The sequence below is a fragment of the Streptomyces goshikiensis genome, assembly GCF_014650555.1.
In the GTDB taxonomy this organism is placed as follows: domain Bacteria; phylum Actinomycetota; class Actinomycetes; order Streptomycetales; family Streptomycetaceae; genus Streptomyces; species Streptomyces goshikiensis.
This window is the reverse complement of the sequence record NZ_BMVE01000003.1, coordinates 273,581-298,743: the sequence shown is the minus strand read 5'-3', so window position 1 is coordinate 298,743 and position 25,163 is coordinate 273,581. Positions and strand designations below refer to the sequence as shown.

Genomic DNA, 25,163 nt, shown 5'->3' with positions numbered 1-25,163 from the left:
GCGGAGGACCGTAGGGTCCCTCCGCGCGCCGGCGCCGGCGTGTGGGTGCGCGCCTCGGGCGCTCACTCCGTCCTGCTCACGCTCACGCCATCTTGGCGACCTCGGGGTGCTCGGCGAGCCAGGCGCGGACCGCCTGCTGCTCCTTGCCCTTGCCGCTCTCCTGGATCTTCGCCTCCAGGCCGGTCAGCTGGGCCTCGCTCAGCTTGAAGGAGCGCAGCCACTTGGCCACCTCCGGCTCGTCCTTGGCGAAGCCCTTGCGGGCGAGGGTGTGGATGCCGTCGCCCTTGCCCCAGGAGCCCTTGGGGTCTTGGAGCTTGTGCAGGTCGTACGAGGCGTAGGCCCAGTGCGGGGACCACAGCACGACCGCGACGGGCTCGTGCTTGTCGTACGCCCGCTTGAGCTCGGCGAGCATGCCGGGGGTCGAACCGTCGACGACCTTGTACTCGCCGTCGAGCCCGTAGGCGGGCAGCACCTTGTCCTTGAGGAGGCCCATCGCGCCGGCGCTGGGCTCGATGCCGATGATCCGGCCCTTGAACTGCGAGCCCTTGCCCTTGAGGTCGGCGAGGGACTTCACGTCCTTCATGTACGAGGGCACGGACAGCTCGATGGAGGTCGAGCCGTACCAGGAGCCGAGGTCGTCCAGCTTGTTCCCGTACTTCTCCCAGTACTGGGCGTGGGTGACGGGCAGCCACGAGTCGGTCTGGAAGTCGATCTGTCCGCCCGCGAGCCCGGTGAAGAGCGCGCCGAGTTCCAGCTGGCGTGCGTCGACCTCGAAGCCGCGGCGCTCCAGGAGCTCCTTCCACAGGAAGGTGGAGGCGACGCCCTCGTCCCAGGGGATGTAGCCGAGGCTGATCTTGCGGCCCTTGCCGATGTCGGCGACGCCGCCGGCCTTGGTCTCACCGGATCCGGAGCCGGGCCCGAAGGTGCTCAGGCCGCCCGCGACGAGCGCGAGGACGACGGCTCCGGCGATGGCGTACGCCGGCTGGGGCCGGTGGTTCCACACCTTGGCGACGCCGCTCGCGCCGGCCCGGACCTTGGCGAGGGCGCGGCGGCCGAGCGGGGAGACCTGCCGGCCGAGCGCGCCGGTCATCCGGTCCAGGTACATGGCCAGGATGACGATGGAGATGCCCGCCTCGAAACCGAGGCCGATGTCCACGTTGCCGATGGCCTTGTAGACGGCGCCGCCGAGACCGCCGCCGCCGACCATGCCGGCGATGACGACCATGGACAGGCCGAGCATGATGACCTGGTTGACGCCCGCCATGATCGTGGGCAGGGCCAGCGGGAGCTGGACGCGGACCAGGGTGTCGCGCGGGGTGGTGCCGAAGGCGTCGGCGGCCTCGACGAGTTCGCCGTCGACCTGGCGGATGCCGAGCTCGGTCATCCGTACGCCGGGCGGCAGCGAGAAGATGATGGTCGCGATGATGCCGGGCACCACGCCGACCCCGAAGAAGATGATGCCGGGGATCAGGTAGACCATGGCCGGCATGGTCTGCATGAAGTCCAGGACGGGCCGCAGTACGGCGCTGACCCGGTCGGAGCGGGACGCCCAGATGCCGAGCGGGACCGAGATCACCAGGGTGATCAGGGTCGCGACGAGCACCAGCGACAGCGTCGACATCGCCTCGTCCCACAAGCCGATGGAGTCCACGAGGGCGAACCCGGCCATGGCGAGCAGGGCGGCCAGCAGTCCGCGCAGCCACCAGGCGGCGACGGCGAGGATGCCCGCGAGCAGCAGCGGTGCGGGGGCGGACAGGACGGCGTCGATGCCGTCGTAGAGGCCGGTGACGACCGTGCTGATGGCGTCGAACAGCCAGGACAGGTGGCGCTGGAGGAATTCGACTCCGGTGTCGACCCAGGAGCCGAGGGGAAGGCGGGGCATCAGGCGGCCACCTCCGCGCAGTACATCGGGGGACGTTGTTCGTCACCGATGAAGGCGATGAGGCGGTCCTGGGGCACCGAGCCGATGACGGAGCCGTCCTCGGCGGTGACCGCGACCGCGTGCGGGACGCGGGCGCTGACCGCGCACAGGTCGGCGAGCGGGGTGTCGGCGCTGACGGTGGGGCAGTCGCAGGCCTCCGCGGCCGGGTCCGAGTCCTCCATGACGGCGTCGGCCGTCAGGACCCGGGAGCGGTCGACGTCCTGGATGAAGGAGGCGACGTAGTCGTCGGCGGGGCGCGTCAGGATGTCCTCGGCGGTGCCCTGCTGGACGATGCGGCCGTCGCGCATGACGGCGATGCCGTCGCCGAGGCGCATGGCCTCGTTGAGGTCGTGGGTGATGAAGACGATGGTCTTCTTCAGGCGCCTCTGGAGTTCGAGCAGCTGGTCCTGCATGTCGCGTCGGATCAGCGGGTCGAGGGCGCTGAAGGACTCGTCCATCAGGAGCAGGTCGGCGTCCGTGGCCAGCGCGCGGGCCAAGCCGACGCGCTGCTGCATGCCGCCGGAGAGCTCGTCGGGCCAGGACTTCTCCCAGCCGCCGAGCCCGCACAGCTCCAGCGCCTCGGTGGCGCGCCGTTCGCGCTCGGCCCGGGGGACACCCTGGACCTCCAGGCCGTAGGCGGCGTTGTCCAGGACGTCGCGGTGCGGGAACAGCGCGAAGTGCTGGAACACCATGCTGATCTTGGTGGAGCGTACGTGGCGCAGCTCACGCGGGCTGAGCGCGGTGAGGTCCTGGCCGTCGAAGAGGATGCGCCCCGCGGTGGGCTCCAGCAGTCCGTTGAGCATGCGCAGCAGCGTGGACTTCCCGGATCCGGACAGACCCATGACGACGAAGATCTGGCCGGGCTCGACGCTGAAGGAGGCGTCGATGACGGCGGCCGTGGTTCCCTCGGCGCGCAGTTCCTCGCGGTCCGCGCCGCCCTGGAGCGTGCGGACGGCGGCCGCCGCCTCGTCGGGGTGTCTGCCGAACACCTTGTACACGTGCTCGGCCTGGAGCGTGGACACATACACCTCGCGGGTCGTACCTGGTACGGCGCGCGCCCGGCCTCGGGGGCCGGGCGGCCCGTGGAGCGGCACGGGATCCGCCCGTCCCTCTCGCCGGCCGTGTGGGGCCGGGGGGAGGGTCCGCTCCACGGACCCGGGTGCCCGCACTTAACCGGCGCAAACACCAAGGTGAGCCACCTCACGTCGGCGCGCGGGCCGGAGGGCTACGAGGTCTCGGGCTCCGGCTCCGCCAGCAGGGAGGCGCGCAGATGGGCCAGGATCCGGTTCAGCAGCCGCGAGACCTGCATCTGGGAGATGCCGAGGGCGGTGCCGATCTGGGCCTGGGTGAGCTCCTCGCCGAAGCGCATCCGCAGCATGCTGCGCTCGCGCTCGCTGAGCCGTTCCAGCAGCGGAGCCAAGGCCTGGACGTCCTCGACCAGCGCCAGGGCGGGCTCTTCCTCGCCCATCACGTCGGCGAGGGTGTGCCCCGTGGTGGGGCCGTCGCCGTGGTCGGAGTGCGGGGCGTCGAGGGAGCCGCTGGTGTGGCCGTTGGCGGCGACCAGTCCCTCGACGACCTCTTCGTCCGTGAGGCCGAGGTGCCCGGCGAGGTCGGTGACGGTCGGCGAGCGGTCGAGCCGGACGGTCAGCTCCTCCTTCGCCTTCGCGATGTCGATGCGGAGCTCCTGGAGGCGGCGCGGGACGCGGACGGCCCAGGAGGTGTCGCGGAAGTGCCGCTTGATCTCGCCTGTGATGTACGGCATGGCGAGGGTGGAGAACTCGTTCTCGCGGGACGGGTCGAACCGGTCGATGGCCTTGATCAGGCCGATGGTGCCGACCTGGACGACGTCCTCGATGTCGCCTCCGTCACACCGGGACCGGAAGCGGCGCACGGCGTACTGGACGAGTGAGGCGTTCATCTCGATGAGGGTGTTGCGGACGTACTGGTGCTCCGGAGTGCCCTCGGTCAGTTCGCGGAGCCGCAGGAAGAAGACCCTCGACAGCTCCCTCGCGTCGGCGGGGGCCACCTCGCGGGGTTCGTCGATGCGGGGCAGGTCCGCGATCCCGGCGGCCTCGGTGTACGGGCGGCGGGGACGGGGCAGGAGGGGGGTGGTGCGCGCCGGGTCGGCGGTATCAGTGGGGTCAGTGGGGTCGGCGGTATGGACGGGGTCGGCGGTACGGGTGGGCTGGACAGGGGCCGGCATGGGGTTCGCTCCTTGGGCTGGTCGGCTTGCGGCGCGGGACCTTGACTGCCGTTGATGGTGGACCCTTCCGGCGAATACGTCAAAGATCGTGTGATTTACGCTACTTTCCCGCGAGGCCCAGGTTGGCTCCGTCCCGCAGGTCCGAGAAGCCCTGGGCGACGACGGCCGCCGGATCCAGGCAGGCCTTGCGGGCGTCCGCGGCGGCCGGGTTCTTGGCGCAGCCGAGGTCGCGGTAGGTGGCGGCCGCCTTGTCCAGTTTGCGGGCGGTGGTGCCGAGGGTGGCGAAGCCCGAGCGGCCGTCGATCTCGTCGAGGGCGAAGCGGGCGGCCTCCCGGGTGTAGTCGGCCGCCTCGCCGCACTCCTCGGTGAACACCTTCGGCGAGGAGCTCGCGCACGGGGAGTGGGTGCCGCTGCCGAACCGGCCCTCGCCCGTGGAGATCCTCACCTCCAGGGCGGACTTCACGTTCTCCGCGATCCGCGCCTTGTCCGGGGTCGCCCCGGTGCCCGCGTCGGCGGCGAGGGCGGCCCGGCCCGCCGATTCCGGTCTGCCGTCGCCGTCGCGGTCCGCGTCCGCGCCGCATCCCGTCACCAGGACGGCCAGGGCGGCCAGGGCGGCCGCCGGAATGAGCGGCACGGCCGCCCGGATCGGGCCGCGTCGTGTCTTCGTCATGCTCTTCACCCTCGTCCACCGCCGGAAAACCGTCGCGCCACCCTATCCAAGGGCCCCGCCGGGGAGCGGTGTTGTCAGTGGTCCTGGGTGACGCGGAACCCGGTGGCGGCCCGGTCGCGGTGGATGGTGAGCCGGTCCCAGGAGGGGAACACCAGATCGGTGAGGGCGATCAGGCGCCCCGCGCCGTCGTGCAGGGTGCGCCGGACGGTGAGTCCGCAGGCGGCGGGGGCCGTGGTGTGCGGGTGCCGGGTCCGGGTCATCGTGAGGGTCTCGGCGATCCGGGCGTTCGCCGCGCTCTCCTCCAGCCAGCGGTGCAGCGGCCCGAGGTCCTCGTCACGGACGCCGGCCGCCGTCCGGTCGCGGTACCCCGCCAGCTCGGGGGTGCGGGCGACCAGCTCCGGGCAGAGGTACGTGACCGCGTGCTGCAGGGTCTCCCCCGCCGGGCCGAGTTCGCGGCGGTGGTGGACGAGGGTGCGCTCCCCGGCGCGCATGCCGAGCAGGGCCGCCAGCGAGGGCGGCGCGGTGACCAGCGCGAGGCTGCTCCGGGGCGGGGACGGGAAGGGCGCCGGGGCCGGGGCCGCCGGGCGGGTGCCCCGGCGGCCGGTGACGACGAGGCCGTCCTGGCGCAGTTGCTGGAGGGCGGCCCGGATGGTCTGCCGGTTGACCTGGTAGCGGGCGGCCAGGGTCCGCTCGGAGGGCAGTCTGCCGCCGGGGGCGTACGCGGCGCGGTCCAGTTCGCGCCGCAGCGCTGCGGCGATCCGCTGGTACTTGGGCGTGGCGGCCGGGCCGCCGCTCCGCGAAGGGGAGGGCATGGCTTCTCCTCTGACGGGTGGTCAAGGACTGCGCGGTCTGCCCGACCAACCTAGCATTGGTCTATACCTGTTGGCACCGAACGGCCGGGCACCCCCGCACCTTGGCCAAAATCCCTCCCGCCGCGGGCCGTTCCCGCCGCCGGCTACTCCCGCAGCGGATTCGGGAGCGGCAGGTAGCGCGCGTCCGCGCCGTCCGCCCGGGTCCAGCGCAGCAGCAGGTTCGTCTTGGCCGGCAGGGCCGGGCCGGCGAGCAGTTCCGCGATCTCGGGGAGTCCGCCGCGCTCCGCGTCGTAGCGCCGGAACTCCGCGCGGACGGCCGGCCACACGCTCGCCACCATGTCCGGATACCGCTCGGCGAGCGCTCCCCCCACCTCCGCCAGGTGGTTGACGACCAGGCAGTACACCAGCCGCTGCCAGGCCGCCGCACGCGACAGGTCCCCCGGGAGTTTCACCCCCTCCGCATCGCGGAAGAGGGCCTGCACCGGCATGCCCTCGGCGTCGACCGCGACCAGGGTGTTCTGGAGGTGCGCCTCCAGCACGATCCCGTGCCGGGCGAAGAGTTCCAGCACAGGGGGCACCACATGGCGCAGGTACGCCCGCCACCAGGCGACCGGGTCGACGGTGCGGGCCGGGGCCAGCGGACTGCCCGGGAAGCCCTCCGCGAGCGCGGCGGCCAGCAGCGCCACGGCCCCCGGTTCGACCCGGGCGCGCAGCCCGTCGCGGACCAGGACGGCGAGTTCCTCGAAGGCGAAGGCCGCGGTGCGGTACCCCCGGTCGGCGAGCCAGGCCGCGTTCGACCCGGAGCGGCGCAGCTCGTCGAAGCCCGCCTCGACCGCGCCGTCGGTGCGCCGGAGCCTTTGCAGGTCGTGCCGCCACAGCCGGCGCACGTCGTTGGTGATCCGGACGTCGAGGCTGAACTTCACGAACAGGTCGGTGGCGGCATCGGGGACGTACAGGGTCCGGATCGCGGCGGTGGGCCACGCCGGGAGCCGCGAGGGACCGAGCCGCAGCAGCCGCCCGTCGGCGAAGGCCTCGCGCACCTCGCGCCGGGCGCCGACCAGCTCCAGCTGCCAGGGGTGCGCGGGCAGCAGCCGGTACCCGGCGGGCGCGCGCGGCCCGTCGAGGGAGTCGGCGAGGGAGTCGAGCGCCCCGGCGGCGGCCGGGCCGCCCTCCTCGGCCAGCTGGTCCTCGCGCAGCCCGAGGAAGACCAGCGGGAAGCGGGCGTGGGCCTCGGGGGCGTACGGGAGCCAGCTCGCGGCCGGCGCCCCTCCCCGGGCCTTGGGGGCGGGGTGGTGCGGGTGCCCCATCACGAGGGACTGCTCCGAGAGCAGGTACGGGTCGGCCGGGGGGCGCGCGTGCGCCCGGGCGGCCAGCAGGGCGGCCACGGCGTCGCGGCTGTCGGCGATCTCGGAGGGCAGCTCGTCGTTGGAGACCCCGGTGTACCGCAGCAGTTCGTCCGAGACCACCTTGACCAGCTCGGCCCCGCCGAGCGGGTGCCAGCCCTGCGCCGTCAGCAGTTCGGGGTGCGCGGGGCGGCGCCCGCCGCTCACCCGGAGCAACCGCCCGCTGCCGCGCAGCCGGTGGACGCCGGGCTCGCCGGCCGGCTCGGCCGCCTCCCTGAGCAGGCAGTTCAGCAGGGGGGCCGCGGCGTACGCGTCGGCGGCGGCGTTGAGGTCCGCCGGTTCCATTCGATCCATTCGGTGATCATCACCGATCATCGGGTAAAGCAATGAAGAGAGGACCAGGACCCTGGACCGCAGCGCGCACGTCCCCGCCCCGCCCGGCTCGCCCGCCCCGCCCGCCTCGCCCCGCCCGCCCGGCTCCCCGGCCGAGGAGGCCGTCGCCGCCGCGCTGGCCGGCGTACGGCCCGGGCTCGGATCCGCGTACGGCGCGGCCCTGCCCGGCGCCCGGGCGGCCGTACTGGGCCGGCTCTGGCGGGCGCTGGCCTTCGAACCGCTGCCGTGGGTGGCCGGCCGGGAGCGCTCGGCCGGCTCCCTGGTGGTGCGGCCGGCCGGGGGCGGACGGCTGGAGGGGCCGCTTCCGGATCCATACGCGACCGGGGACCACGTCACGGAGCTGCGCCTCGACGGGCGGCCGTACCGGCAGGCCGCGCGGCTGATGGCGGCGCTGAACGTGGCGCACGGCGAGGAGTTCGCGGCCGAGCTCGACGAGAGCACGGCCTCGCTCGCGCTGTCCCGAGCCACCCAGCCGGCCGCGCCGGAGCCGGATCCCCCGCACACCTGGGGGTGGGAGCAGCGGGTGGTCGACGGCCATCCGTACCACCCCAACTGCCGCTCCCGGCCCGGGTTCTCGGTGGCCGAGCAGCTCGCGTACGCGCCGGAGCACCGGCCGGTCGTCGAGCTCGGGCTGGTCGCCGTACGTCCCGGGGAGTGCCTGGTCACGGAGGGGTGGCCGCAGGAGCTGCGGGGCGCCGGGCGGATCCTGATCCCGGTGCACCCGTGGCAGGCCGCTCACGTGCTCAAGGGGGAGGGCGTCCAGTACTCCGGGTTCGCGGCGCATCCGCTGATGTCGCTGCGGACCCTGGCACCGGTGGCGGGCGGCGCGCACGTGAAGACCGCGCTGAGCACCCGGCTGACCTCCTCCGTACGGGACATCTCCGTCTACTCCGTCGAGACGGCGGCCGCCGTCTCCGCCTTCGCGGAGGCGCTGGCCGCGCGGCTCGACGGGCGGCTGCACATCACACGCACCCTGGGCGCCGCCACCGCGCACAGCCCGGACCTGGCCGCCGTACTGCGCGAGCCGCCGGAGCGGTACGCGGACACCGCCGCGGGCGAGCGGGTCGTCCCGGTGGCGGCGCTGACCGCCACCGGGCTCGCCCGCTCCGCCGCCTGGCGGGCCGAGTTCGCCCGGCTGGCGCTGACGGTGTGCCTGCGGGTGCTGGACCTCGGCGTGGCCCTGGAGGCCCACGGCCAGAACCTGCTCGTGGTGCTCTCCCCCGCCGGGGCGCCGCTCCGGCTGGTCTACCGCGACCTCGCCGACATCCGGATCAGCCCGGCCCGGCTCGCCCGGCACGGGCTGCCGGTGCCGCCGGTGTCCGGCCGGCTGATCACCGACGACGTGACCGTGCTGCGGCGCAAGCTGTTCGGGTCGCTGGTGGCCGGGGCGCTCGGGGCCACGGCCGGCTCGGCGGCCGCGCTCGCCGAGGACCTCGGCGCCGCGGTGGCGGGTCTCGCCCCCACCGCCGACTCCGGGGCGCTGCTGACGGAGCCCCTGCCCACCAAGGCGCTGACCCTGATGCGGCTGAGCCCGGGTGTGCCGGGCGACCAGTGGACGCAGCTGCCCAGCCCGCTGGCCGGGGGGTGAGCCGGGCGGCCCCGGGCGGGCTACTGTCGAGGGGATGACCGACACCTCGTACCTCAATGCCGTACGGGCGTCCTACGACGCCGTCGCCGTGGACTACGCCCGCCTGCTCGGCGCCGAGCTGGCCCGCAAGCCGCTGGACCGGGCGATGCTGGCCGCGTTCGCCGAGTGCGTGCGCGGCGAGGGCGCGGCGGCCGGCTCCGGGGGCAGGGCCGTGGCCGACGTGGGCTGTGGTCCGGGCCGGGTGACGGCCCACCTGGACGCCCTCGGGGTACGGGCCTTCGGCGTCGACCTCTCCCCGGCGATGGTGGCGGTGGCCCGGCGGAGCTACCCGGGGCTGCGGTTCGAGGTGGGGTCGATGGCCGCGCTGGACATCGCGGACGGGGTGCTGGGCGGGGTCCTGGCCTGGTACTCCACCGTCCACACCCCGCCGGGGGAACTGCCGGCGCTGTTCGAGGAGTTCGCGCGGGTGCTGGCGCCGGGCGGGTACGCCCTGGTGGCCTTCAAGGCGGGTGACGCGCGGACCCGGCTGGAACACGCGTACGGCCACCCGGTCGAGCTCGACGTGTACCGGACCCCGCCCGCCCTGATCGCCGGGCTGCTGGCCGCGGCGGGCCTGGCGGAGGTGGCCCGGCTGGTCCGGGAGCCCGGCCCCGACGAGAAGTCCCCGCAGGGCTTCCTGCTGGTCCGCAAACCCACCGGGTAGACCCGCCCCGGCCCCGGCCCGTCGGCACCCGGCGTCCCGCGCGGCTCCCGGCGTCCGCCGCGCCGTGGGCCCCGTGCGGTGTCCCGGGGTGGGCCGTTCGGGGGGCAACCCGGGAGCTGTGGGCCCGCCTTCGCGGCGATCGGGCCGGGCGGTGGCAGGAAAGGGGGATGAGCCTCCACCGCCGCCAGGTCCTCGCCAGCGCCGCCGGGGCCGCCCTCGCCACCGTCGGGGCGGCCGCGCCGGGCGGGGGCGGCGGCCGGAGCCCGCGCCGGGGACGGGGGTCCGGCGCGGACTTCGGTGCGCTGGCGGCCGCGCTGGACGGGCGGCTGGTCCGCCCCGGCGACCGCGACTACGCCGAGGCCCGGCAGCTGTTCCAGCCCCGCTACGACTCCGTCGCACCCGCCGCCGTGGCCTACCCCGCGCACGCCGGGGACGTGGCCGTCTGCCTGGACTTCGCGCGCCGCTCCGCCGTACCGGTGGTCCCGCGCGGCGGCGGGCACAGCTACGCCGGCTGGTCGACCCGGGAGGCCGGACTGGTCGTCGACACCGGGGCGATGGCCGGTGTGAGCGTCGAGGGCTCCGGCGTACGGGTCGGCGCGGGGGCCCGCCTCGGTGACGTGGGCGCGGCGCTCGCCGGGCGCGGTCTGGGCCTCCCGACCGGGCTGTGCCCCTCCGTCGGGATCGCGGGGCTCACCCTCGGCGGCGGCCTCGGGCTGTCCGCGCGGGCGTACGGGACCACCGCCGACCGGCTCACGGGGGCGCGGGTGGTCACCCCGGACGGGATCGTGCGCGAGGTCGGCCCCGACGGGGATCCGGAGCTGTTCTGGGCGCTGCGCGGGGCTGGCGGCGGGAACTTCGGGGTGGTGACCGAATTCCGCTTCCGTACGCACCCCGTCGGGGACTGCGCGGTCGCCGAACTGCACTGGCCAGGCGGCGATTCCGCGGCCGTACTGACCGGCTGGCAGCGCTGGCTGGCCGGGCTGCCGGACCCGTTCTGGAGCCAGGTCGAGTTCGTCGTCGAGGGCGGTCCGGCGGCCGGGCCGGCCGTACCCGTCGTCCGCGTGGTGTGCCTGGACGGCGGGCGCGGCGAGCTGGAGGCGCGGTTGGCCCGGCTCTCCGAGCTGGTGGGCGCGGAGCCCCGGGACGCCCGGATCGACGTGCGCGGCCACGGGGACACCCTGCGGGCCCTGGCCGGCTGCCTGGACCGCGGCGGCGCCGAGTGCCGGCTGCCCGGGGTCCTGCCCGGCCGCGACCCGCGGGGGCGGCTCGGGCGGGACTCCTACGCGGCCCGCTCCGACTTCTGGGCCGGCGACGGGCTGCCGCGGGCGGCGGTCGAGGCCGTCCTGGACGGCGTCCGGCGCTATTCGGGGGCCGTCCCGCGCGGCGGGACCGGGGTCGTCCAGTTCGACGGGGTGTGCGGCGGAGCCCTGAACCGGGTGCCGGTCGGTGCCACCGCGTTCGCGCACCGCGACAGCGCCTTCCTGGCCCAGTACCTCGTCTACTGGCCCCCGTCCGCGCCGCCCGCCGAGGTCGCCCGGCACCGGGCGTGGCTCGACGGGCTCTGGCGCGACCTGCGCCCCTGGGCGAGCGGCAGCGCGTACCAGAACTACGCCGACCCCGCGCTCGCCGGCTGGCGCGAGGCCTGCCACGGCCCGAACCTGCCCCGGCTCGAAGCGGTCCGGCGCACCTACGACCCCGGCAGGCTCTTCCGCTTCCCCCAGGCCATCTAGGCAGCCGGTCCGGGGCCTTCTGACAGGTCACGTCCGCGACGAAGACGATGGGAGCTCCACGAATGCGACGCACGTTGACGGTGGCGGTGGCCACCGCCGCGCTGATGCTGCTCGGCGGGCCACTGCCGGTGGCCGGGGCCGACGGCTCCGGGACGGCGCGGGCCGCCGACGGCTGGTCCGCCCGGGAGGCCGAGGCGTTCTGGACGCCGGAGCGGATGGCGTCGGCCGAGCCCGTCACCCCCGGGGTGCCCGGGACCCGCGCGGCCAAGGCCGGCATCGGCGAAAACTTCGACGGCATCCCGGTCGTCGGGCGGATGTTCGTCATGCAGGGCGGCGGCGCGTACTTCTGCACCGCGAGCGTGGTCGCCTCCCCCGGCCACGACCTGGTGCTGAGCGCCGCGCACTGCCTGCTCGGCCCCGACTCCCGCCAGGTGGCCTTCGTACCGCGGTACACGCGGGCGAAGCCGCGGCCGTACGGCATGTTCCCGGTGCTGCGGGGTACGAACGGGCGCCCCAAGGTGTGGATCGACCCGCGCTACCCGCGCGAGGGGCCGGACCGGGCAGCGACCGTGGACGCGGCCTTCGCGCAGGTGGGTCCGGACGCCGAGGGCTGGCGGGTGCAGGACGTCGTCGGCGCGAACCGGCTGGTCACCGGGGCCACTTACACGCATGCGCGGGTCGAGCTGATCGGCTATCCGGCGACGTCGGCGCGCCCGCGCCGGTGCCACAACCGGACGACGAAGTTCACCAGCACCGACCCCGGCATCCCGGGATCGTTCCTGCGGATCGACTGCACCGGGTACCCGGGCGGGACCAGTGGCGGCCCGTTCCTCGCGCACTACGACCCGCAGACGGGGACCGGGGAGGTGGTCGGGGTCATCGGCGGCTGGAAGACCGGCGGGACCACGCCCGACACCTCGTACAGCTCCTACTTCGGCAAGGAGATCAGGAAGTTGTACGAGACCGCCGTGGCCGGGGCTCGGGGAGCGTGACCGCCCGGACCCGCCGGGTCCGGCGCGGGTTGCCCACGGTGCGCGGGGTCGCCGGGAGCCCGTCGGCGGTCAGCGCGTCCGGCGGCGCCAGCGCGAGCTGACGGCGCAGGTCGGCGAGGGCGGCGTGGACGGGGGCCAGGATGACCTCCGCGCGCGGGTGGACGCGCGCGAGGGCGTGCGCGGTGGTCTCGATCGCCTCGGCGGCGTCCTCGGCGGCGGTGCGGCTCCACCCCCCGGGCTCGCGGGCGCGCCAGGGGGCGACGGCATCGTAGAGGTGGCAGGCGGCATCGGCCGCGGCGTCGGCCCGTTCACCGACGCCGGGCGCCGCGGTGGTCGGCAGCTCCATGCCGGGTCAACGAGCGGAACCCGCCGGGGGAACGACCGGTGGCCGGTCCCTTCCCGGCGTCCGCCGCTACGGCGCGGCCGGGGCGCGCCGGATCCGCCGGGCCACGGTGTGGGAGGCGACGGTGGCCGCGGCGGCCAGGCCCAGCCCCCGCGCCAGGTCACGGGGCCGGGTCGGCCGCAGCACCCCGGCGCGGCGCAGCCGGCCGCGGGCCCAGAGGGTGAACGGGACGACGACCAGCGGTGAGGTCACCACGCCCGGGGTGTAGCCGCGGGTGACGGCGGCCTGCGCGAGGTGGACGAGGCCGTGCAGGCCGAAGCCGTCCAGGGCGCTCTGGTAGAAGGCGGAGCGGCCGCCGGTGCGGTACCCGTCGGCGGCGGCAGCGGCGACCACGACGCCCATGACGCCGACGGCCGCGGCGAACTCGCGGGAGTTCATGGCTTCGAGCCGCCGCCAGACCCCGTCGGGGACGCGCGGGTGGCGCGCGCGCAGGACGGGGACCCGGGTGCGGGACCAGCGCGTCATGGCGGCCACCTCCTCCAGGTCGTGCACGGCCCAGGCGGCCAGCAGGCCCAGCGTCGCGGGGGCGAGGGCGGCCAGGGCGGCGGGTCCGGCCAAGGAGTCGGGGGCGGCGGAGGCGGCGGGGCCGGCGGCGGCCACCCGTGTGTTCGAGTCGGTCATGAGGCCACCGTATGCAGCCAGAGGGGCAGCAACAGCAGGGAAACCACCGAGGACTTGATCACGAGCGAGGCGGAGAGGTCCACGCCCACGTCGTAGCGCTGGGCGAAGACGAACAGGTTCTGCGGGGTCGGCATCGCCGCGATCAGCACGAGGTACGCGAGCCACTGCCCCGGTACGTCGAACAGCGCCCCGCACACCACCCAGGCGAGCAGCGGGAAGCCCAGGCACTTGAAGGCGATCAGGGCCAGCTCCTCGCGCGAGGTGCCCCGCAGGTCCAGGCCCTGTCCGCCCAGGTGGAGGCCGAGGGCGAACAGGGCGACCGGGGAGGCGCTGTCGCCGACGAACGCGGCCCCGTCCAGCACCACCGCGGGAACCCGTACCGACAGCAGGTTGAGCAGGATCCCGGCGTTGCAGGCGAGCACCAGCGGGGTGGCGAGGGAGGCTCCGACGGCCCGCCCGAGCCGGGAGCCGGGGCCGCCCGTGCCCGGCCCGGCGCGGCCGAGTTCCATGATGGAGATGACGACCAGGGACAGTACGCAGACCTGGAAGAGCAGCACCGGGAAGATCGGGGCGGCCGTCCCGAACACGGTGATGAACACGGGGACGGCGAAGTAGGCGGTGTTCACCTGCACTCCGGCCATCACGCGCAGCGCGACGGCGCGCGGCTCCCGTATCCCTCGGGCGGTGGCGGCCACGGCGATGGCGAGCACCGCGAGGGCGGCGGCGGCCGCGTACCCGCCGATCGCCCGCCAGTTGAAGAGGGCGCCGAGGTCGCTGGTGTAGATGTTGCCGAAGAGGTAGCAGGGGACGGCGAAGAGGAAGGCGTAGTCGGCGAAGGCCTTGGAGGCCTCGGCGGGGACGATCTTGCGGCGCGCGAGGAGCGCCCCGCCGCCGAAGGCCAGCAGCACCGGCACCAGCTTTTCGAGTGCGGCTGCCCCGCCCATGCGTACCGGCTCTCCCCCGTGATCGGCCTGACCGCGAGCAGCCTATCCGCACGCCCCGCCACCCTTGCCCGGGGATCGGTCCCGCATAGGCTGGACCGATCATGAGCGACCGAGCCCGTACCCCAGCCCCCGCCCCGCCCGCGCGGGAGCCGCGCGCGACGAACCGGCTGTGGGGGGTGGTGCGCACGCCCGCGCGGGCGGCGGAGCCGCTGTTCGCGCGCGCGCCCAGGGCGTGGCAGCGGATGCTGCCGTACCTGCTGATGGGCGCCTTCACCGCCGCGCTGCTGCCCACGACCATCGCGGTGCTGACCAACGACTACAAGGCGGGCGGCGGCTGGGCCGGCGCGCTGGGGGTGGCCCAGACGGTGCCGCTGCTGCTGGCGGTGACGCGGCCGCTGGCCTCCTGGGGTCTGGTCCTGCTGGCGGACACCCTGGGTGCGCTGGTGCTGGTCCGCGCCGACCAGGTGGCCGGGCACGCCTGGCCGTGGACGCCGATGGTCATCGTCGGGTACCTGGCGCTGATGGCCTGCCTGGGGCTGCGCGAGTCGATCCGGACCCTGGTCGGGGTGTGGCTGGTGACCGGCGCGGTCGGGACGGCGCTGGGGTTCTTCCAGCCCGGCGGCGTGATGACCACCGTGGCGCTGCTGTTCGTGCTGAGCGGGGTCGTGCTGGCGCTGACGGGCGCGGTGCGCGGGCTCGGTGACGCGCAGCAGCGGATCGCCGAGCAGGAGAGCATCAGCGAGGGCGAGCGGGCGCGGCGCACGCTGCTGGAGGAACGGGCGCGGATCGCGCGGGAGTTGCACGACGTGGTGGCGCACCACATGTCGGTGATCACGGTGCAGGCGGATTCCGCGCCGTACCGGCTGCCCGGGATGCCGGATCCGGTGCGCGAGGAGTTCGAGGCGATCGCGGCGAGCGCCCGCGAGTCGCTGGGCGAGATGCGGCGGCTGCTGACGGTGCTGCGCGGCAACGGGGACGGGCCGGGCGGCGAGCTGGCCCCGCAGCCGGGGCTCGGCCGGGTGCAGCAGCTGGTGGAGGCGACCGTACGGGCGGGGCAGCCGGTGGGGCTGTCCCTGGCGGCGGGCGCCGCCGAGGCGCTGCCGCCGGCGGTGGACCTGTCGGCGTACCGGATCGTGCAGGAGGCCCTGGCGAACGTGGTGCGGCACGCGCCCGGCGCGCGGACGAACGTCTCGGTGACCCTGCACGCGGACGAGGTGCTCGTCCTGGTGGTCAACGGCCCGGCGCGGGACGCCGTGACGGCGCTGGAGGGTTCGGGCACGGGGCACGGTCTGGTGGGGATGCGCGAGCGCGTACGGTTGACGGGCGGGACGCTGGACACCGGTCCGCTGCCCGACGGCGGCTTCCGGGTCGCCGCCCGGCTGCCCCTGAGGGAGCCGGGCGGGCCCGGCGGTCCGGCCCAGCCCGAACAGCCAGACAGGGAAGCCAGTTGACCATCCGCGTGATCATCGTCGACGACCAGGCCATGGTGCGGGCGGGGTTCGCCGCCCTGCTCTCGGCGCAGGCCGACATCGATGTGGTGGGCGAGGCGCCCGACGGGCGGGAGGGGGTGCGGGTCGCCCGTACGGTCCACCCCGACGTGGTGCTGATGGACGTACGCATGCCCGAGATGGACGGGCTCGCGGCGGCCCGCGAGATCCTCGGCCCGCCGCCGGGCGTGACGCACCTGCCGAAGGTGCTGATGCTCACCACCTTCGACATCGACGACTACGTGTACGAGGCGCTGCGCGCCGGCGCCTCCGGGTTCCTCCTCAAGGACGCCCCGCCGGCCGACCTGATCGCGGCGGTCCGGGTGGTGGCCTCGGGCGAGGCGCTGCTGGCGCCCTCGGTGACCCGGCGGCTGATCGCCGACTTCGTCCAGCAGCGGCCGGCGCCGCGCAAGGACCCTGCGCTGCGCCTGAAGGGGCTGACCCCCCGGGAGACCGAGGTGCTGGAGCTGATCGCGCGCGGGCTGTCGAACCAGGAGATCGCCGCGTTCCTGGTGGTGGCGGAACAGACGGTGAAGACGCACATCGGGCGGGTGCTGGCCAAGCTCGGCCTGCGGGACCGGGCGCAGGCGGTGATCTTCGCGTACGAGGCGGGGCTGGTGCGCCCGGGCGACAGCGCCTGATCCCGGCGGCCGGCCCGCCGCTCTCTCCTCCACCCCCTACCTGGGTATGACCCGCGACTTGGCTCCCCGGTCCGACGTGGCGCGGGACACCCGCTTCCTACCTTCTCCCTCGTCACGAGGGAGAGGAGAAGGGGCATGGGCCGCTTCGCAAGGACGCTGGTCACGGCCGCACTGGCGGTGACGGTGGTGGCGGGGACCGCGGGCTGGGCCGCCGGGGAGGGCCTGCGGGCGGTCACCGGTCCCCCGCCGGGCACCGCCGCTTGGCGGGCCGACACCGCGTCCGGACGGCCGTTGCCCGATCCGGCGGGCGCCACGCCGCAGGAGGTCGCCCGGTTCTTCGCCGGGCTCGACGATGCGGACCGGCGGGAACTGGTCCGCCTCCACCCGCTGGTGGTGGGCAACCTGGACGGGGCGCCGCTGTCGCTGCGGTACGAGGCCAACCGGATCTCCGTCGCCGCCACCGGCGACGCGCGGTACGCCTCCCTCGCGGCCGGCGGCCGGCGGATCCTGGCGTTCGACCCGCGCGGCCGGGGCCAGGTCGCCGAGGTGTTCGGGGACCTGGAGCGGGCCGCGCACGTCGCGGTGATCGTGCCGGGTTCGGACAGCGACGCCCTCACGTACGACGCGAAGCGTTCGCCGTACACCGGCGCGGCCGGGATGGCCCGGTCGCTGCGCGCCGAGGCCGGCGGGGACACCACCGTGGTGGCCTGGACCGGCTACACCACCCCGGTCGGGGTCGGCCCGGACGCGGCCGGCGGGCGGCTCGCGGCGGCCGGCGCCAAGCGGCTGGCCCGCTTCACCGACGGGCTCGACGCGGTCGGTGCTCCCGACCCGGTGCTGCTCTGCCACAGCTACGGCTCGGTGGTCTGCGGGCTCGCGGCCCGGCACACGGACGCCTCGGACATCGTCGTCCTCGGCTCTCCCGGGATGCGCGCCGACGATGTCGCCGGTCTCGGGACGCGCGCCCGGCTGTGGGCCGCCCGGGGGCCCTCCGACTGGATCGCGGACGTGCCGAACGTGTCGTTCGCCGGGTTCGGCCACGGCGCCGACCCCGCCTCCGCCGCGTTCGGGGCGCGCCGGGTGCCCGCCTCCGACGTCAAGGGGCACACCGGCTACTTCACGCCCGGCACCCGGTCCCTGGCCGCCTTCGCCGCGATCGCGAAGGGGGAGGCCCGGTGAGCGCGATGACCTTCCTGTCGGCCGCCGCCGACCGGATCGAGCGGCGGACCCCCGCCCACCGCGACCGTGCGGTCGACGGGCTGCGCGCCCTCGCGCTGCTGGCCGTACCGACCGGGCACTGGCTGCTCGGCGGGTTCACCCTGGACTCCGACGGGGCCCTGCACAACGCGAGCCCGCTGTCCGCGTTCGGCGGCCTGGCCCCGGCCAGTTGGGTGCTCCAGATGCTCGGCGTCTTCTTCCTCGTGGGCGGTTACGCCTCGGTGCTCTCGTACCACCGCCGCCAGGGGTCCGCGGCGGCTTGGCTGAAGGGCCGGATCGTCCGGCTGGGCCGGCCCGTGCTCGGGGTCACGGTGGTGTGGGCGCTGGCGGCGCCGGTGCTGTACGCGGCGGGGGTGCCCGAGGTGACGCTGCGGACCGGGGCGAAGCTGGTGGTCCAGCCGCTGTGGTTCGTCGGGGTGTACGTGGTGGTCACGGCGCTGACCCCGTACTGCGTGCGGGCGGCGCGCCGGCTGGGCGGCTGGGCGGCGGCCCCGCTGCTGGGGGCGGTCGCGATGGTGGACTTCCTGCGCTACGGGCCGTTCGCGGACGCGGTGCCGGCGTGGCTGGCGCTGGTGAACATCCTGCCGGGGTGGCTGTTCGCGTACCAGCTGGGCGTCGCGTGGGGCGAGCGGCGGATCGGCCGGCGCGGGGCCTGGCTGCTGCTGGCGGGCGGGGCCCTGCTGTTCGCGGCGCTGCTGCTGGTGTTCCACTACCCGGCGTCGATGGTGGGGGTGCCGGGCGAGGCGCGGACGAACTCGCACCCGCCGTCGCTGCTGGTACTGGCGCTGGCGGCGGCGCAGTCGGGGGCGGCGATCCTGCTGCGGGACCGGCTGGCGCGGGTGTTGGCCCGGCCGGCGCTGTGGGCACCGGTGGTCGTGATCAACCTGTGCGCGATGACGATCCTGTGCTGGCACCAGACTGCGCTGCTGGCGGCGGCGGTTCCCGGCTCGTTCGTGGGCGAGGTGGCCGGGCTGACGGCGGCCCCGGACAGCCCGGGCTGGATCGCGGTGCGGGTGCTGTGGCTGCCGGTGTTCGCGGCGCTGCTGGCGGGGATCGCCCGCCACGCGCGCCGGTTCGAGGCCGCGCCGGTGGACGGGCGCGGCGCCTGCGCCCTGCGGCGGACCGTTGCGGGGCTGCTGGCGGCGGGGTTCGGGGTGTTCGCGCTGGGTCTGGCGTAGCCCCGGCCGGGCCGGTCCCGCCGCAGGCGGTCAGGCGGTCAGGCGATCGATGCCGCGACGATGGCGGCGACAGCCAGGTTGCAGGAGGCGGAGACCCAGACGGCCGGGTGCGGCTCCGGGTCCACCACGATGGCGCCGAGCTTGCCGGGGGTCACCCAGTCCAGCACCAGGAACGCGACCGCCATCAGGACCAGCCCCAGCAGCCCGAACGCCGCCGTGGACAGCAGGCCCTTGCCGAAGTCGTCGTACGTCGTCCAGATCGAGGTGAAGACGATGCCGCCGATGCCGAGCAGCGCGGAGCTGAGCAGGACGGCGGCGTTGCGGTTGCGGTCCTCCCATATCTGCTTCGGGAGCTTCCCGGGCGTCAGCACGTCCACGAGGACGATGCCGAGGATCAGCAGGACGAGGCCGAGGGCGCCGAACGCGCTGGTGCGGCCGAGTCCGTTGACGATGTCGCTCATGGGTAAGCCTGTCTCCGCGGGGATGGACGTACGTGAGGTGCTGCCGTGGGGGCCGGCCGAATCTATCGCACGGCCTCGCGGCGGACCATGGAGAGGTCAGGAAAAGGCAAAGCGAGGACGAGGCACCCGGACGGAAGGGGCCTCGAACACCGCTCGAACGAGCGGGAGTTGGACCCCGGGCAAGGGTGAGGCCGGGCGAACCCTTGACCTCTACATTGGTTGAGGTCCTAGCGTTCCAGGCATGGACATGGAAGTCACCGCGTGGACCTCGCTCCACAGCACGATCAACGCACAGCAGGACCGCCGGCCGCTCTCCCGCGCGAGCCTGCGCCGGATCGCCGCCTTCGCCCGCCCGCACCGCCGGGGGCTCACCCTCTTCCTGCTGCTCAGTGTGGTGACCGCGCTGCTCGCGGTGGCCACCCCGGTGCTCGCCAGCCGGGTCGTCACCGCCATCGTCGACGGCCGCGGCACCGGTACGGTCACCCGGCTCGCGCTGCTCATCGCGGTGATCGCGGTAGCCGAGGCGGGGATCGGCCTGCTGGCCCGCCGGCTGTCCGCCACCCTCGGCGAGGGGCTGATCCTGGACCTGCGGACGGCCGTCTTCGACCACGTGCAGCGGATGCCGGTGGCCTTCTTCACCCGGACCCGGACCGGGGCGCTCGTGAGCCGCCTCAACAACGATGTGATCGGCGCCCAGCGGGCCTTCAGCAACACCCTGTCCGGGGTGGTCGCCAACACGGTGACCCTGCTGCTGACGCTCGCCGTGATGCTGGGCATCTCCTGGCAGATCACCCTGCTGGCGCTGGTCCTGCTGCCCGTGTTCGTGCTGCCCGCCCGGCGGATGGGGGCCAGGATGGCCGCCATGCAGCGCGAGGCCTCGACGCTGAACGCCGCGATGGGCACCCAGATGACGGAGCGGTTCTCCGCCCCGGGCGCGACCCTGGTCAAGCTGTTCGGGCGGCCCGCCGACGAGTCCGCCGAGTTCGCGGCCCGGGCCGCCCGGGTGCGGGACATCGGGATCCGTACCGCGATGGCCCAGTCGGCGTTCATCACCGCGCTCACCCTGGTCTCCGCCCTGGCCCTGGCCCTCGTCTACGGCCTCGGCGGCTACTTCGCCCTGCGCGGCTCCCTCGACGCCGGGGCCGTCGTGGCCCTCGCCCTGCTGCTGACCCGGCTGTACGCCCCGCTGACGGCGCTGGCGGGTGCCCGGGTGGAGGTGATGAGCGCCATGGTGAGCTTCGAGCGGGTCTTCGAGATCCTCGACCTGGAGCCGCTGATCGCCCAGAAGCCGGACGCCCGGCGGGTCCCGGACGGGCCGGTCGCCGTGGAGTTCGACGGGGTCTCCTTCGGCTACCCCTCCGCCGACAAGGTCTCGCTGGCCTCGCTGGAGGAGGTCGCCACCCTCGACGCGCGCGGCGGTACGCAGGTGCTGCACGAGGTCTCGTTCCGCGCCGAGCCCGGGCAGATGATCGCCCTGGTCGGCTCCTCCGGGGCCGGCAAGTCCACCATCGCCCAGCTGCTGCCCCGGCTGTACGACGCGGACGCGGGCGCGGTCCGGCTGGGCGGGATCGACGTACGCGACCTCACGGCCGACTCCATCCGGGACACGCTGGGCATGGTCACCCAGGACGGGCACCTGTTCCACGAGTCGGTACGGGCGAACCTGCTGCTGGCCCGGCCCGGGGCGGACGAGGCCGAGATCTGGGAGGCCCTGCGCCGGTCCCGGCTGGACGGCCTCGTGGCCTCGCTGCCGGACGGCCTGGACACGGTGGTCGGCGAGCGCGGGTACCGGCTCTCGGGCGGCGAGCGGCAGCGCCTCACGATCGCCCGGCTGCTGCTGGCCCGGCAGCGGGTGGTGATCCTCGACGAGGCCACCGCGCACCTGGACTCCACCTCCGAGGCGGCGGTGCAGGAGGCCCTGGGCGAGGCGCTGGCCGGGCGGACCGCCGTGGTGATCGCGCACCGGCTGTCGACCGTACAGGCGGCGGACCTGATCCTGGTGGTCGAGGACGGCCGGATCGTGGAGCGGGGCACGCACCCGGAGCTGCTGGCGGCGGGCGGCCGGTACGAGGAGCTGTACCGGACGCAGTTCGCGCCGGGCGGCGCGGCCCGGACGACGGGAGCATGATGGCCCCAGCCCCTGCCCCCTCCCCCGGCCCTGGAGTACGTGATGGACATCAAGCTGGAGCTGGTCGCCGTCCCGGTCACCGACGTCGACCGGGCCAAGGCCTTCTACGAACGGGTCGGCTTCCACGCCGACCACGACGTGACGGTGAGCGAGGAGATCCGGTTCGTCCAGCTGACCCCTCCGGGATCGGCCTGCTCGATCGCCCTGGGCAAGGGCCTCACCCGGATGGCCCCGGGGTCCCTGGACAACATGCAGGTGGTCGTCGAGGACATCGAGGAGGCCCACGCCGACCTCCGGGCCCGGGGCATCGAGGTGACCGAGATCATGGACATGCCGTGGGGCTCGTTCGTCTACTTCTCCGACCCGGACGGCAACGGCTGGGCAGTCCAGCAGACCAAGCCCCGCGGCAGCTAGTCCCCGGCCGCCGCGAGCTTCTCGTGCTGTTGTTTCATGAGGGAGGCAGGGAGCTGCTTTCCTCTGGGTGGCGTGAGGTAGACGGCCAGGGACCCGCCGGTGCGCACGATCGTCGTCACCTGAGACTCGCCGGGAGTGTGGTGACTGGTGGCTGAGAAGGACAGAGATTCGTCCCCGACGTCAACGGACGGCAACGCCACGAGGGCGGCCCGGTCCGACCAGCCGCGCTGCGAGGCGATCGAGTAGTCCTCGCACGCCGTGACGGCCGCCTTCAGCTCGGTCATCCACGCCTTCGCCTCACCCTGCGCGAGACTGGTGAGCACGATGCTCGCGCCGCCGGGCCCGTGACCTGACCGCAGCGCTGCCCAAGTGGTGCCAGTCGGTTGGTGCTCGGGCCGGGCACTCCTCAAGTCGGCCAGCGGCTGACAGGACGGCTCGGCTGCCGTCACGACGTCCATGTCCTCCAGCAAGGGCTCTCGCTGCGGTATGACCTCGAACCCGGAGTGCTCCCCCGCCAGCACTGCGTCCTCGAGATCCGCGGAGGTCAGCGACGCCCGCCCCCGCTCCCGCGGTTCCTCACCGGTGCACCCCGACGCCGCGCAAGACAGGACGAGGAGTGTCACCGCTCCCGGTATGAAGCCACGCAAGCCGATTTCTCCATGGTCGGGGGCCGGGGGTCGTGAGACGGTCCTCGGCTGCCGGGGCGGGGGGCGCCGCGGCGGTGGGGGTGGGGCACGGCAGTGGGTCGGGAGGCGGTGCGACGCGCTCCCAACGGTGTTACGGCGCGATCGGGAGCTGGCGCTTGTGCTCCGTGAGGCGGTAGCGGCGAACGATCGTGTCGAAGGCGCGCTCGTCGACGGGCTTGCCCTCCAGGAAGTCGTCGATGTCGTCGTAGGTGACACCGAGGGCGTCCTCGTCGGCCTTGCCCGGGGCCAGGGTCTCCAGGTCCGCCGTCGGGGTCTTCCAGACCAGCGCGGCGGGGGCGCCCAGGGCGTCGGCCACGGCGCGGACCCGGCGCTTGGTCAGGCCGGTCAGCGGGACCAGGTCGGCCGCGCCGTCCCCGAACTTGGTGAAGAAGCCGGAGACCGCCTCCGCCGCGTGGTCGGTGCCGACGACCAGGCCGTCGTGCGCGCCGGCCACCGCGTACTGGGCGACCATGCGCTGACGGGCCTTGATGTTGCCCTGTACGAAGTCCTGGTGCCCGGCGTCCCGGAAGACGGTGCCGCCGGCCAGCGCGCTCTCCAGCGCGGCGTCACTGGCGGGCTTGACGTCCACGGTCAGCACCCGGTCCGCCCGGATGAAGCCCAGGGCGAGCTGGGCGTCGTGCTCGTCGGCCTGGACGCCGTAGGGCAGCCGCATCGCGTAGAAGACCGCCTCGTGGCCGGCCGCGCGGGCCCGCTCCACGGCGAGCTGGCAGAGCCGTCCCGCCGTGGTGGAGTCCACTCCCCCGCTGATCCCGAGCACCAGGGAGCGCAGCCCGGTGGAGGTGAGCCGCTCCGCCAGGAACGCCACCCGGCGCTCGATCTCCCGCTCGGCGTCGAAGGTCTCCGACACCTGGAGTTCCCGGGCGATCTCCTGCTGCAGAACGGTGGACGCCGGCCGGCTCACGGCTGCTCCTCGTGGTCGATGGTGGTGCACGGTGTGCTGTGCTTCCCACCGACCCTAGTCGAAGCCCCCCGGCCGGCGTGTCCCCGGTCGGCCCGTCCCCGGTCGGCCCGTCCCCGGTCGTCAGTCGTCCAGGAAGACGATGCGGCGGGCCGGGGCCGCCGGGCCCTGGGCGGTGGTGGCCGTGAAGCGGCCGGCCGGGACGGCGCGCTCGCGGCCCCAGGCGCGGATCTCCTCGATCTGCTCCGGGTTGTTGCGGCTGAGCGGGACCGTGTTGGCGAAGGTGTCGAGGACGAAGGCGGGCCTGAGGTTCTCCGTACCCCCTCCGAGGTAGACCTCCGCGCCGACGTCGTGGAGGGCCGCCTCGATGTCGGAGCCGGCGAACCCCTCGGACAGGTCGACGAGGCGGGCCAGCTGTTCGGGATCGGGGTCGGCCTTCAGGTAGCGCCGGTAGTAGATCCCGATGATCTCCTCGCGGTCCTGGGCGTCGGGCAGGTCCACGAAGAACAGCTCGTCGAAGCGGCCCTTGCGCAGCAGCTCCGGCGGCAGGCTGCGGACGTCGTTGGCCGTGGCCACGACGAAGGAGCGCGACTGGGACTCCTGGAGCCAGAAGAGGAACTGGCCGATGATCCGCTGCGGGACCCCCGTGCCGTCCCCCGCCCCGGCCAGGCCCTTCTCGATCTCGTCGATCCACAGGACGCAGGGCGCGACCCGGTCGGCCGTCTCCAGGGCCTCCCGGAAGCGGCCCTCGGACTCGCCGAGGTATTTGCCGTGGATGGAGCCCATGTCGAGCCGGTACAGCGGCAGTTGCCACTGCGCGGCGATGGCCTTCGCGGACAGCGACTTGCCGCAGCCGGGGACGCCGACGAGCAGTACCCCGCGCGGCGGCCGCAGGTCGGTGGCGCGCAGGTCGGCCTGGAGCAGGCGGCCCCGGCGCCGGAGCCAGTCGCGGAGGTTGGAGAGCCCGCCGACCGCGTAGTCGGCGGCCTTCAGCGGCACCTTCTGGAGTCCGGTCAGGTCGTTGAAGATGCGGTCCTTGGACTGGGCGAGGACGAGGACGTCCCCCTCGTCCACCGAGCCCTTGGCGGCGACGGTCGCCATCAGGTTGATCGCCTCGCCCTCGGTGACGCCCACGAGGAACTCGGAGGCGCGCCGGATGTCCTGCTCGTCCCAGGCGATCGGGATGTGGCCCCGGTGGTCGTCGAGGAAGGCGGAGAGGGTCGCGTACATCTCGTCGGCGTCCGGCGGCTCCAGCTGGAGGCTCATCCCGAGGCGCTGGAGGCCGCTCCACACCGGGCTGTCGGTGATCAGGATGATGCTGCCCATGTTGGTGTCGGCGAGCCGGGCCAGTTCGGCGATGTGCCGGGTCAGCGGGGTGTCGGCGTCGAGGTCGTCGGGTTCGACGAGGACGAGGGTGGCGTTGGGGCGGGCGGTGAACTGGCCGGCCGCGTACTCCATCGCCCCGGTGAGCGAACGGTCGTCCATCAGCGGGGCGTTGGTGCGCAGGTCCCGCAGTCCGGTGGCCCGGGTGTAGATCCAGAACGGCATGTTGCCGCGCCGCGCGTGGGTGGCGGCCGTGCGGACGAGCCGCAGGGCGCGCTGCTGTTCGATGGTGCGCATGCAGATGACCGGCACCCGGGCGGAGATGTAGCTGTCGAGGTCTCGGTGGCATTCGGCGTAGTTGGGCATGGGGCTACGGGTCTCCGAT

Annotated in this window: 23 protein-coding genes; 10 read left to right on the top strand and 13 right to left on the bottom strand. The window is 74.5% G+C overall.

Going from position 1 to position 25,163, the window contains the following annotated elements:
* Positions 1 to 82: 82 nt before the first annotated feature.
* The 6 genes from IE248_RS11440 to IE248_RS11415 form a co-directional block, all read right to left on the bottom strand.
* Positions 83 to 1,882, bottom strand: a complete 1,800-nt coding sequence (locus IE248_RS11440; RefSeq protein ID WP_073798614.1) for an ABC transporter permease/substrate binding protein — start codon at positions 1,880 to 1,882, stop codon at positions 83 to 85.
* Positions 1,882 to 2,943, bottom strand: a complete 1,062-nt coding sequence (locus IE248_RS11435; RefSeq protein ID WP_073798613.1) for a quaternary amine ABC transporter ATP-binding protein — start codon at positions 2,941 to 2,943, stop codon at positions 1,882 to 1,884. The genes IE248_RS11440 and IE248_RS11435 overlap by 1 nt, the downstream gene beginning before the upstream one ends.
* Positions 2,944 to 3,146: 203 nt before the next feature.
* Positions 3,147 to 4,124, bottom strand: coding sequence for a SigB/SigF/SigG family RNA polymerase sigma factor (locus IE248_RS11430; protein WP_229895256.1), 978 nt, complete (start codon positions 4,122 to 4,124; stop codon positions 3,147 to 3,149).
* A 100-nt stretch (positions 4,125 to 4,224) separates the two neighbouring features.
* Complete coding sequence (locus IE248_RS11425) at positions 4,225 to 4,794, bottom strand: hypothetical protein (protein WP_100580898.1); 570 nt, start codon at positions 4,792 to 4,794, stop codon at positions 4,225 to 4,227.
* A gap of 74 nt (positions 4,795 to 4,868) precedes the next feature.
* Positions 4,869 to 5,606, bottom strand: coding sequence for a GntR family transcriptional regulator (locus IE248_RS11420; protein WP_190030647.1), 738 nt, complete (start codon positions 5,604 to 5,606; stop codon positions 4,869 to 4,871).
* A 143-nt stretch (positions 5,607 to 5,749) separates the two neighbouring features.
* Positions 5,750 to 7,303 carry an IucA/IucC family protein gene (locus IE248_RS11415; RefSeq protein WP_190030646.1) on the bottom strand — a complete coding sequence of 518 codons (1,554 nt, stop codon included), beginning with the start codon at positions 7,301 to 7,303 and terminating at the stop codon, positions 5,750 to 5,752.
* Between the two features lie 154 nt (positions 7,304 to 7,457).
* On the opposite strand from IE248_RS11415, the gene IE248_RS11410 reads away from it, so the two are divergent.
* The 4 genes from IE248_RS11410 to IE248_RS11395 all read left to right on the top strand — a co-directional run bounded on the left by IE248_RS11410 (position 7,458) and on the right by IE248_RS11395 (position 12,355).
* Positions 7,458 to 8,930 carry an IucA/IucC family protein gene (locus IE248_RS11410; RefSeq protein ID WP_229895295.1) on the top strand — a complete coding sequence of 491 codons (1,473 nt, stop codon included), beginning with the start codon at positions 7,458 to 7,460 and terminating at the stop codon, positions 8,928 to 8,930.
* 34 nt (positions 8,931 to 8,964) lie between these two features.
* Positions 8,965 to 9,633, top strand: coding sequence for a class I SAM-dependent methyltransferase (locus IE248_RS11405; protein WP_100580901.1), 669 nt, complete (start codon positions 8,965 to 8,967; stop codon positions 9,631 to 9,633).
* Positions 9,634 to 9,800: 167 nt separating this feature from the next.
* Positions 9,801 to 11,363, top strand: coding sequence for an FAD-binding oxidoreductase (locus IE248_RS11400; protein ID WP_190030645.1), 1,563 nt, complete (start codon positions 9,801 to 9,803; stop codon positions 11,361 to 11,363).
* Positions 11,364 to 11,425: 62 nt separating this feature from the next.
* Complete coding sequence (locus IE248_RS11395; protein ID WP_073798606.1) at positions 11,426 to 12,355, top strand: hypothetical protein; 930 nt, start codon at positions 11,426 to 11,428, stop codon at positions 12,353 to 12,355.
* On the opposite strand, the gene IE248_RS11390 is transcribed toward IE248_RS11395, so the two are convergent.
* The 3 genes from IE248_RS11390 to IE248_RS11380 form a co-directional block, all read right to left on the bottom strand.
* Positions 12,309 to 12,701, bottom strand: coding sequence for a hypothetical protein (locus IE248_RS11390; RefSeq protein WP_053065830.1), 393 nt, complete (start codon positions 12,699 to 12,701; stop codon positions 12,309 to 12,311). The two genes, IE248_RS11395 and IE248_RS11390, sit on opposite strands and share 47 nt — an antisense overlap.
* A 66-nt stretch (positions 12,702 to 12,767) precedes the next feature.
* Positions 12,768 to 13,379: an HXXEE domain-containing protein gene (locus tag IE248_RS11385; protein WP_100580903.1), complete on the bottom strand. Its 612-nt coding sequence runs from the start codon at positions 13,377 to 13,379 to the stop codon at positions 12,768 to 12,770.
* Positions 13,376 to 14,323, bottom strand: coding sequence for an AEC family transporter (locus IE248_RS11380; RefSeq protein WP_190030644.1), 948 nt, complete (start codon positions 14,321 to 14,323; stop codon positions 13,376 to 13,378). The genes IE248_RS11385 and IE248_RS11380 overlap by 4 nt, the downstream gene beginning before the upstream one ends.
* 101 nt (positions 14,324 to 14,424) lie before the next feature.
* On the opposite strand from IE248_RS11380, the gene IE248_RS11375 reads away from it, so the two are divergent.
* The 4 genes from IE248_RS11375 to IE248_RS11360 all read left to right on the top strand — a co-directional run bounded on the left by IE248_RS11375 (position 14,425) and on the right by IE248_RS11360 (position 18,847).
* Complete coding sequence (locus tag IE248_RS11375) at positions 14,425 to 15,774, top strand: sensor histidine kinase (protein WP_190030643.1); 1,350 nt, start codon at positions 14,425 to 14,427, stop codon at positions 15,772 to 15,774.
* Positions 15,771 to 16,451: a response regulator gene (locus IE248_RS11370; protein WP_073798604.1), complete on the top strand. Its 681-nt coding sequence runs from the start codon at positions 15,771 to 15,773 to the stop codon at positions 16,449 to 16,451. The genes IE248_RS11375 and IE248_RS11370 overlap by 4 nt, the downstream gene beginning before the upstream one ends.
* Before the next feature lie 135 nt (positions 16,452 to 16,586).
* Positions 16,587 to 17,630, top strand: a complete 1,044-nt coding sequence (locus IE248_RS11365) for an alpha/beta hydrolase (RefSeq protein WP_190030642.1) — start codon at positions 16,587 to 16,589, stop codon at positions 17,628 to 17,630.
* 5 nt (positions 17,631 to 17,635) lie between these two features.
* Entirely contained in the window at positions 17,636 to 18,847 is a 1,212-nt protein-coding gene (locus IE248_RS11360) for an acyltransferase family protein (protein WP_190030816.1), read from the top strand.
* Positions 18,848 to 18,885: 38 nt separating this feature from the next.
* Here the strand turns inward: IE248_RS11360 and IE248_RS11355 are convergent, their stop codons facing one another.
* The gene (locus IE248_RS11355; RefSeq protein WP_008744137.1) at positions 18,886 to 19,308 is read right to left on the bottom strand and encodes a DUF350 domain-containing protein; all 423 of its coding nucleotides are present in this window, start codon (positions 19,306 to 19,308) and stop codon (positions 18,886 to 18,888) included.
* A gap of 241 nt (positions 19,309 to 19,549) precedes the next feature.
* On the opposite strand from IE248_RS11355, the gene IE248_RS11350 reads away from it, so the two are divergent.
* Positions 19,550 to 21,436: an ABC transporter ATP-binding protein gene (locus IE248_RS11350; protein ID WP_073798601.1), complete on the top strand. Its 1,887-nt coding sequence runs from the start codon at positions 19,550 to 19,552 to the stop codon at positions 21,434 to 21,436.
* Positions 21,437 to 21,478: 42 nt separating this feature from the next.
* Positions 21,479 to 21,850 (top strand): VOC family protein, encoded by a 372-nt coding sequence (locus tag IE248_RS11345; protein ID WP_100580906.1) that lies wholly within the window; start codon positions 21,479 to 21,481, stop codon positions 21,848 to 21,850.
* Here the strand turns inward: IE248_RS11345 and IE248_RS11340 are convergent.
* The 3 genes from IE248_RS11340 to IE248_RS11330 form a co-directional block, all read right to left on the bottom strand.
* On the bottom strand, positions 21,847 to 22,173 hold the full coding sequence (locus tag IE248_RS11340) for a hypothetical protein (protein WP_159031949.1): 327 nt from the start codon (positions 22,171 to 22,173) through the stop codon (positions 21,847 to 21,849). The genes IE248_RS11345 and IE248_RS11340 overlap by 4 nt on opposite strands.
* 454 nt (positions 22,174 to 22,627) lie before the next feature.
* Positions 22,628 to 23,458: an NAD(+) synthase gene (gene nadE, locus IE248_RS11335; RefSeq protein ID WP_008744134.1), complete on the bottom strand. Its 831-nt coding sequence runs from the start codon at positions 23,456 to 23,458 to the stop codon at positions 22,628 to 22,630.
* A 120-nt stretch (positions 23,459 to 23,578) separates the two neighbouring features.
* Positions 23,579 to 25,144, bottom strand: a complete 1,566-nt coding sequence (locus IE248_RS11330) for an AAA family ATPase (protein WP_190030641.1) — start codon at positions 25,142 to 25,144, stop codon at positions 23,579 to 23,581.
* Positions 25,145 to 25,163: the final 19 nt, after the last annotated feature.